Below are 7,576 nucleotides of genomic sequence, written 5' to 3' on the forward strand. Positions count from 1 at the left end.
TGATAAAAGATTTCAGGCATGACGAAAGAGGCGTCATTCCTGAGTGGTTCTATCAGCAATCCGGAACTATAAGGGCTAAATCCACTTATCGCCTCCTCTTTTTTGTTGCCGCAATGACGCTCCTTATCTGTCATCCCGGTTCTACGAGGAATCTAAATTATTTAAGGGCAAAAGCTTTTGGATTCCCGCCTAAATTTCGGGAATGACAGCGGGGGTGGATGCCTCGTTAAATTTCAAGCATGACAGACCTTTCCTTTTCTCTTTATATCGTGCAACTTCTCAAGCATTGTCCACCTTTTTTCTTCTCTCGCAAAGAAGGCACTCAAATAACCATTCAAGAAGCAAAAGAATCCCTGGAGACACCTGTGGTAGCGCAACATCCCTCCCTTTTATGGCCACTTTAGTAAATATTTCTCATCTTTATCGGTTTTTTGAGAACTCAGAAAGAGGTGAATAAGGGAATGCTTGTTTTTCAAAGAGACTCAGGAATTCTCTGTACCCTTCTTTCCTTAGATCCTCTCTCGGGATAAAGCGTAAGACGGCTGAATTAATGTAAAAGCGGCGCTCTGTGGGCAATGGACTACTATCGAAGACATAGCTCAGATATAAATCGGTGTTTTTGCTGCGAACTTCAACTCTCTCATAGAGAGACTGTTGTCGAGAAGTTAGACGGTATTCTTAAGTATGAGGGGGTTGAGTAAAGCTGGGCCATCCGGTTCCAGAATCGAGCTTATTGGGAGAGCTTGAATAGATGCTCACTGGAAATGATGTCAACGTATATGCCTTCTTTTTGGTTGCTCCAATATTCATTATGAAGAGGCATTTCGGTGCCATTTTTCTGGGTGACCTCATATTGTGGAGGAGTAAGTTTTTTGCGAAACTCTTCTGGTGGTTTCTGAAAATTGGCGAATTTATTTTTGAGCTTCGCTCTCTTTCCGGTGCCTTTCTTGAAACCGATCGCGTCCGGAGTGAAAATGATAGATTTCATAGCGCTCTCTGGACTTTTTGTAGTAATCCTGGTGATATTCTTCGGCAGGGTAGAAAGCTGCAGCTGGTAGAATCTCGGTTACGATAGGGCTACTAAACCTTCCCGATTTCTCCAGGGCTTCTTTTGACTGTTCGGCAATGATTTTCTGCTTCTCATTGTGGTAAAAGATTGCAGTACGGTATTGTGGACCTCTGTCGTTGAATTGCCCCGAGGGGTCCGTGGGATTTATGCTTTTCCAAAAAGCATCCAGAATTTCCTGGTAGGTAATTTTTTCCGGGTCAAAGGTAACCTCAACGGCTTCGTAGTGTCCGGTAGTTCCCGAGCATACTTCTTCATAAGTAGGGTTTTCGATATGACCTCCGGTATAACCCGATATGGCTTCTATTACCCCGCTAAGCTTCTCCATAGCACTCTCTAAACACCAGAAACAACCGCCTGCCAGAGTAGCTTTTTCTACCCTTGAAACATTTTTAGTGGATTCTTGTGCCGAGGCATAGTTTTCCAGAATAAAAGAAGAAAAGATTAATAAGGTAAGCGCAATCCCTTTCATGTCTTGCCACCTCGTTCATTATTTGTGATTCTTCTTTTATCGTTGTGTAATGATTTTTTTTCTGTTTTATTCCTTAAACGAGCAAACCCCTGATTACAGTGTCACTTTAAGAAAGCTTCTCTGTGGTTGTATTCGATGTTTTCGTAAAACAAAAAGTGGATGGTCACGTGGTAGGCCATCTTTTCACATAAGAAGTAAAGAAAAGCGACCATCCACTTTTACAGAATAAAAGGGATTAGCTTAAATCAGGATTAAAACGGAAAATTCCCGCATCATGGTAGAGAAGGTTACAAGCCCGGAGATAAAAGCTTAATAAATTGATAAATCCTGGAGCTACCCCTCTTTTTTGCATTACTGTGCTTTTATGCTATACGGAGTTGGGAAGACTGCGAGCAAACAGGCTGGAGCAATCCACCCTAAAGAGGTCTGTTTTTTTGTCCTGGCATCGATGTCTACTTTGGAACAGCGAATACAAAGCCATCATTGTAATCCTGGATAATTTCTCCACTCCCAGAAGCAGGAGAGTGAAAGAGATAGCCCGAGAGATGGGAATATATCTGGTTATACCTGCCACCATATTCTCCAGACCTAAATCCATAGAATTCATCTGGAAGGCTATAAAAAGGGTAATTTCTGTAAGCCTCATTAAGTATGTTGATGAACTAATAAAGAGATTAAAGAGATAATAGAAGATACTTTTGAAAGAGCTTCTCAAAAGCTAAACTTTGCCGGGTCATGGGCAGTAAAATTCCTCTTCAGAATAGTCTTTAAGTTATGGGTACTTATGCATTTGACTATAATCGAAGAAAGAGTTGTGCTACAATAAGATTGAAGAAGAGAGGCCTTGAAGTAGTATGTCGGGAGGATGTTTTTTTAAAAATGGTAAAGAATAGTTTACCTACTTCCCCTTTTGAGAAAAAAGGAAACGTTGTTTTATTACTATTGCTTCCAAGCCTGATATTGATTTTTGGCTTATTAATATATCCACTTATCTATTCTTTTTACATCAGCTTGTTAGACTTCAATTTAACCCGTCCTGGAGTTGCCCCTTTTATAGGTTTAAATAATTATGTTCGAGCTTTGTCGGACGATTTATTTTTGAGCAGCTTCCTAAGGACGATTTATTTTTCAGTAGTAACTGTCTGTACTGAAATTGTATTGGGTGTTGCTATAGCATTGCTATTGAAACAAAAATTCCGGGGACGAGGTATAGTTAGAGGACTAGCCATTCTTCCTTGGGCTCTACCCACCGTGGTCAACGGGATTATGTGGAAGTGGATCTATAATGCTAACTATGGAGCTCTGAACGCTTTGCTTTTTAATCTTGGCCTCATTAGTGAGTATCAGGTATGGTTAGGAGAACCAATGCGCGCGCTTCATTTAGTCATGCTTGCTAATATTTGGAAAGAGACTCCCGTTGGTGTATTGATGATATTAGCTACATTAGAAGGAATCCCCGAAGAACTCTATGAAGCATCACGAGTCGACGGAGCCAACACCTGGCAAAGGTTCAGATATATCACTTTACCCTTAATAAAGCCTATGATTGGTATTCTCTTTTTGATTAAGATTATTTGGGCAGTACGTGAGTTCGATCTAATATACATAGTTACTCGTGGTGGTCCCGGTGGAGGCACAACGGTTTTAAGTTATCTTGCTTATTTAAATAGTTTTAAATTCTTCAAAATGGGTTATGGAAGTGCCATTGCGTATTTTTTGATCGCTCTGGTCATGGTTATTGGTATTCCTTATATTATTGCTATCACACGATCTCAAGGGGGGTTGTTTGAGTGACAGTAGCTTTGAATAAAAAGTTAGTTGGGTTTTTTTTGTACTTTGCTGTTGGATTATTAGTAGTAGTTATTTTAGCGCCTTATCTGTGGTTATTTATTTCCAGTATTTCTACCAAAAAAGATTTAACTAGTGTACCATTAAGATGGTTTCCTTCAAAACCTACTTTTGAAAATTACTCTCGTCTCCTTTTAGGTGGAACAGGAGCAACTGATGCTGCCTCACAGTTTGGTCGGTGCGCGCTAAACAGCTTAATTGTAGCCTCAGCGGTAACACTAATTTCTGTTTTCTTTGGCTCTCTTTATGCTTACTGTTTGGCTAGAATAGATTTCAAGGGTCGAAATATTCTCAGCCTTACTATTATCCTTCCCCAGCTTCTTCCCCCTATTGCTTTGATTATTCCTCTTTATCTTATTGTGAGAAAACTTGGTCTTCTTGATACAAGGCCTGCTCTAATAATGACTTATATTTCTTTCATTTTGCCCTTGGTAATCTGGTTGATGATAGGGCATTTTCGTTCTATTCCAACTGATATAGAAGAAGCAGCTCGCATAGATGGTTGTTCCAGAATTGGAGCTTTATTTAGAGTGGTTCTACCTCTTGTTGCTCCTGGAATTGCCGCCACCTTTATATTTGCTTTTATCATTGCCTGGAATGAGTTCTTCTACGCCTTAATTTTTTCCTCTACTCAAAGTTCAAAAACCCTCTCAGTCTTAGTTGAGGAGTTTAGTAGCAAATTTGGGGAGGATTATGTCTTAATGAGCACAGCAGGAGTGCTAGCCAGTTTGCCACCAGTGGTTCTCGCTCTTATATTTCAAAAATACATAGTTCAGGGCTTAACTGCTGGTTCTGTTAAAGGTTAAAGGTTAAACATTAAACATTAAACATTAAATATTAAATATTAAATATTTGAGAAAGATGGAGGTGATAAAAATATAAAAACAGTTTCTCCCAAGTTTTAGAGCTTTTACGAATTTCTTAAAATTTCTTTAAAGGGAGGTCTTAGAACATTGTTTAAAAAACTTACAATCTTTTTGTTGCTGGCTACAAGTTGTATGTTACTATTTGTCGACTTTGCTCTATCTCAGGAAGCGATAACCGTTATTATGCCCCGCCATGAGATGGACATCAAAGGTGTATGGGAAAGACAGACTCGCGAATTCGAAGAAAAAAGCGGTATCAAAGTAGAACTCATCCAAATGGCGTGGGAGAGAGTGGCAGATAAGATAGTAACAGAAATGGCTTCCGGAGGAAGTGCTTTTGATGTAATAGAATTTGACAACGTGTGGCCGGCAAAATTTCTCTCTGCTGGCTGGTTAATTTCTCTCAACGAGTTTATCGATCCAGCTACTGTTGACAAGATATTACCGGGATTGGTGAGCACTTTTAGCAAGGATGGACACTTATATGGAATGACTTGGAATAACGATACCAGGTTTTTCATGTATAATAACGAAAAGCTAAAAAATGCTGGAATTGCTGTTCCTCCCAAGACTTGGACTGAATTTACAGAGCAAACTAAGAAATTGCAAACAGCGAACTTGGCAAAATACGGTTATGCTGGTGCCTGGGAGCAAAGTCAAACGTTGACCAATGAGCATGCTTTTTTTAGCTATAGCTTTGGTTCAACTCTGTTTACCGAGGACGGGAAGCCTACTTTCACCGAACAACCGGCAATTGACGCTCTCACTTTCATGGTAGAGGCTATAAACACGGAGAAAACGGTCGATCCTGCCTCAGTTACTATGAACTATGAAGCGGTTGCCAATGTTTTTTACAGTGGTGATACTGCTTTCTTTTTGCAAGCTTGGCCAGGAGTGTATGCATATTCAAACGATCCTTCCGTTTCTAAAATTGTGGGAGAGATCGAAGTGGCTGAATGGATTCCAGCGGCAAGAGAGGAATTCCAGGCTACTCTCACTCTCCCTGAAGCTTTGGCTATTCCAGCAACTTCTCAGCATAAAGAAGCTGCTTGGAAATATATTGAATATATGACTTCTCCAGAAAGAGAAAAAGAACGTGCTTTGGAAATAGGCACCCTTCCCACCTGGAAAGACTTATTCACCGACCCAGACCTTTTAGCTCAATATCCCTACTGGAAGTATTTTGGAGAACAAGCCCTGTATGCTAAAGGTCACCCTAAGCTTACTTGGTTCGATGAATGGGCTGTTAATGAACAGATTGAAGTTCAGAATGCATTGATGGGGAAGAAAACTCCGGAACAGGCGCTCAAGGACCTATATGAAACACTAAAAGGAAACTTCTAAAACCAAGAAAAGGAGAGAAACAGGCGATGATTAGACCCAGGGTCGGTTTTATTGTTTTTGGAGTACACAAAGATGGTTTAGAGGATCCCTCAGGTCGCCCGTTTATTGACGAAGAAATAGTCGCCCGCTCCAAAGAAGTTCTTAAAGAAAAGGAAATAGATTTAGTGGAATACCATACAGTAGTTGCTACAAAAGAAGAGGCCAAGATTGCCTTAAGAGAAATGAAGCACCGAGAGGATGTCGATTGTGTCATTCTTTTTTCCGGTACTTGGGTTTGGGCTGCTAATCTAATTGCTGCCGTTCGTGACTATGCACTTACTGGAAAAGGGATAATCATCTGGACCCACCCTGGTTCCCAAGGCTGGCGGACTGTGGGAGGATTGGTTATGCATGGAGCTCTGCTCGAGATAGGTGTACCCCATAGGTTCGTTTACGGAGCGGCCGATGATGCTTCCGAGGTTGATAAAGTTGTTAGCTATTGCAAGGCGTCGCATCTCAAAAATATTTTAAACATGTCCACTATTGGGGCTTTTGGGGGACGAGGTATGGGTCAAACAGTAGGTGTTGCTGATCCCTCTCAATGGATGAAAGTGTTTGGTATTGATATAGATTCAAGAGATACAACAGAGCTAATTCGTACCGCAGAAAGCATATCTTCAGAAGAAGTAGAAGCCCTAAAACCCCGGATTTTGGAGTTGTTTGGTTCTCTACCGCAGGAGAACATGGCTAACGAGCGATCTATAAGGTTATATCTTGCAATAAAAAAGATAGTAGAGAAAGAGAGGTGGGATTTCTATACTATTCAATCTTTTCCAGGTCTGGGTGATGATTATTCAACGACTTGTTTTGCACAATCCATGATGTTAGAAGATGGATATGCTACCTCAACTCTTGGTGACTTTAATACCGCTTTGACCACTTTTCTTTTAATGAAACTAAGTAAGGAAAGGGTCTATTATGGTGATTTACAGCATATAGATAAAAAGAACAAAGAAATAAAAATTATAGGAGATGGCGCCATACCCCCCTCTCTTGCTGGAAAAGTGGGTCCAGCCGGGTTTGCTCATCATGGTATCCCCACTGAAGGTAAAGCAGGAGGTCTTTCAGTAAGAGCAATATGCAAAGTGGGAGATGGAGTTGTTGCTCGTTTGGGTAGAGTTGACGGGGAGTTTATTATGGTAGTCGCTAAAGCTAGTATTTTTGAGCCAGCAGAAGATGAATTACAGTCAAGATTAGCAGAATGTGGTATACCATTCTGGCCTCATGGATTTGTAACTGTGGATGGTGATATAGAAAAACTCCTTCAGGCCTGGATGAATGAATATGCTTGTCTTGCTTATGGAGAGGACATCTACTCACCCCTGGTGGACTTCTGCGATATGATGGGTATTCAAACGGTTTTACCCTGAAAAGATAGGAGATAAGAATCTTTATCAGAGAACGAAATGGCCAAGTAATTTGTGGCGTAAAATGGCTTACAGTGTAGGATAAAAACTCACTGGGGAGGCTTCCCTCCCCAGTGTCTAAGGCGTAGGGTTAAAATAAAAAAGCAAAAAAGACTGCCGAGGAAAAAAAGAATTGCGAGCAAACCCCTGATTACAGTGTCACTTTCAGAAAGCTTCTCTGTGGTTGTATTCGATGTTTTCATAAAACAAAAAGGGGATGGTCACATGGTAGGCCATCTTTTCACATAAGAAATAAAGAAAAGTGACCATCCACTTTTACAGAATAAAAGGGATTAGCTTAAATCAGGATTAAAATGGAAAATTCCCGCATCCTGGTAGAATGCTATACCGGGTTGGCTTTAAGGTTTTCCATGATTTCTTGATAATCACCAATGGCCAGCCCCACGCATTTATCGGCGGCTCCATAGTAGAGCAAGATTTCATTCTTTTCCTCGTTCAGTATGGCTCCGGAAGGGAAAACCACACCAGGAACATCGCCCAACCACTCAAAAGGTTCTTTAGGACTCAGTAGCCA

Annotated in this window: 9 protein-coding genes and 1 pseudogene; 5 read left to right on the forward strand and 5 right to left on the reverse strand. The window is 40.8% G+C overall.

Translation table 11 applies throughout. The features are described from left to right. Positions 1-206: hypothetical protein (locus GXZ17_RS09380; RefSeq protein WP_409377026.1), on the forward strand; the 206-nt coding region annotated here is incomplete at its 5' end. Positions 207-420: 214 nt separating this feature from the next. Here the strand turns inward: GXZ17_RS09380 and GXZ17_RS09385 are convergent. From GXZ17_RS09385 to GXZ17_RS09400, 4 genes are all read right to left on the reverse strand, one after another. Then, on the reverse strand, positions 421-603 hold the full coding sequence (locus GXZ17_RS09385; RefSeq protein ID WP_409377033.1) for a hypothetical protein: 183 nt from the start codon (positions 601-603) through the stop codon (positions 421-423). Between the two features lie 127 nt (positions 604-730). Beyond that, on the reverse strand, positions 731-988 hold the full coding sequence (locus GXZ17_RS09390; protein ID WP_409377027.1) for a peptide-methionine (R)-S-oxide reductase: 258 nt from the start codon (positions 986-988) through the stop codon (positions 731-733). After that, the gene (gene msrA, locus GXZ17_RS09395) at positions 912-1,394 is read right to left on the reverse strand and encodes a peptide-methionine (S)-S-oxide reductase MsrA (RefSeq protein ID WP_409377034.1); all 483 of its coding nucleotides are present in this window, start codon (positions 1,392-1,394) and stop codon (positions 912-914) included. The genes GXZ17_RS09390 and msrA overlap by 77 nt, the downstream gene beginning before the upstream one ends. A gap of 511 nt (positions 1,395-1,905) precedes the next feature. Then, on the reverse strand, positions 1,906-2,184 hold the full coding sequence (locus GXZ17_RS09400; RefSeq protein ID WP_409377028.1) for a hypothetical protein: 279 nt from the start codon (positions 2,182-2,184) through the stop codon (positions 1,906-1,908). 233 nt (positions 2,185-2,417) lie between these two features. Here GXZ17_RS09400 and GXZ17_RS09405 point away from each other — a divergent pair, with 233 nt between their 5' ends. From GXZ17_RS09405 to GXZ17_RS09420, 4 genes are all read left to right on the forward strand, one after another. After that, positions 2,418-3,332: a carbohydrate ABC transporter permease gene (locus GXZ17_RS09405; protein WP_409377029.1), complete on the forward strand. Its 915-nt coding sequence runs from the start codon at positions 2,418-2,420 to the stop codon at positions 3,330-3,332. Next, complete coding sequence (locus GXZ17_RS09410) at positions 3,329-4,192, forward strand: carbohydrate ABC transporter permease (protein WP_409377030.1); 864 nt, start codon at positions 3,329-3,331, stop codon at positions 4,190-4,192. Before GXZ17_RS09405 ends, GXZ17_RS09410 begins: the two co-directional genes overlap by 4 nt. A 147-nt stretch (positions 4,193-4,339) precedes the next feature. Then, positions 4,340-5,596 (forward strand): extracellular solute-binding protein, encoded by a 1,257-nt coding sequence (locus GXZ17_RS09415; RefSeq protein ID WP_409377031.1) that lies wholly within the window; start codon positions 4,340-4,342, stop codon positions 5,594-5,596. Between the two features lie 26 nt (positions 5,597-5,622). Next, the gene (locus GXZ17_RS09420; RefSeq protein ID WP_409377032.1) at positions 5,623-7,005 is read left to right on the forward strand and encodes a hypothetical protein; all 1,383 of its coding nucleotides are present in this window, start codon (positions 5,623-5,625) and stop codon (positions 7,003-7,005) included. A 379-nt stretch (positions 7,006-7,384) separates the two neighbouring features. On the opposite strand, the pseudogene GXZ17_RS09425 reads toward GXZ17_RS09420, so the two are convergent. After that, positions 7,385-7,576, reverse strand: a pseudogene (locus tag GXZ17_RS09425) (glycosidase); the annotation flags it as partial.

It is taken from the genome of Candidatus Sordicultor fermentans, assembly GCF_012728195.1.
GTDB classification, from domain to species: Bacteria; Atribacterota; Atribacteria; order Atribacterales; family Caldatribacteriaceae; genus Sordicultor; species Sordicultor fermentans.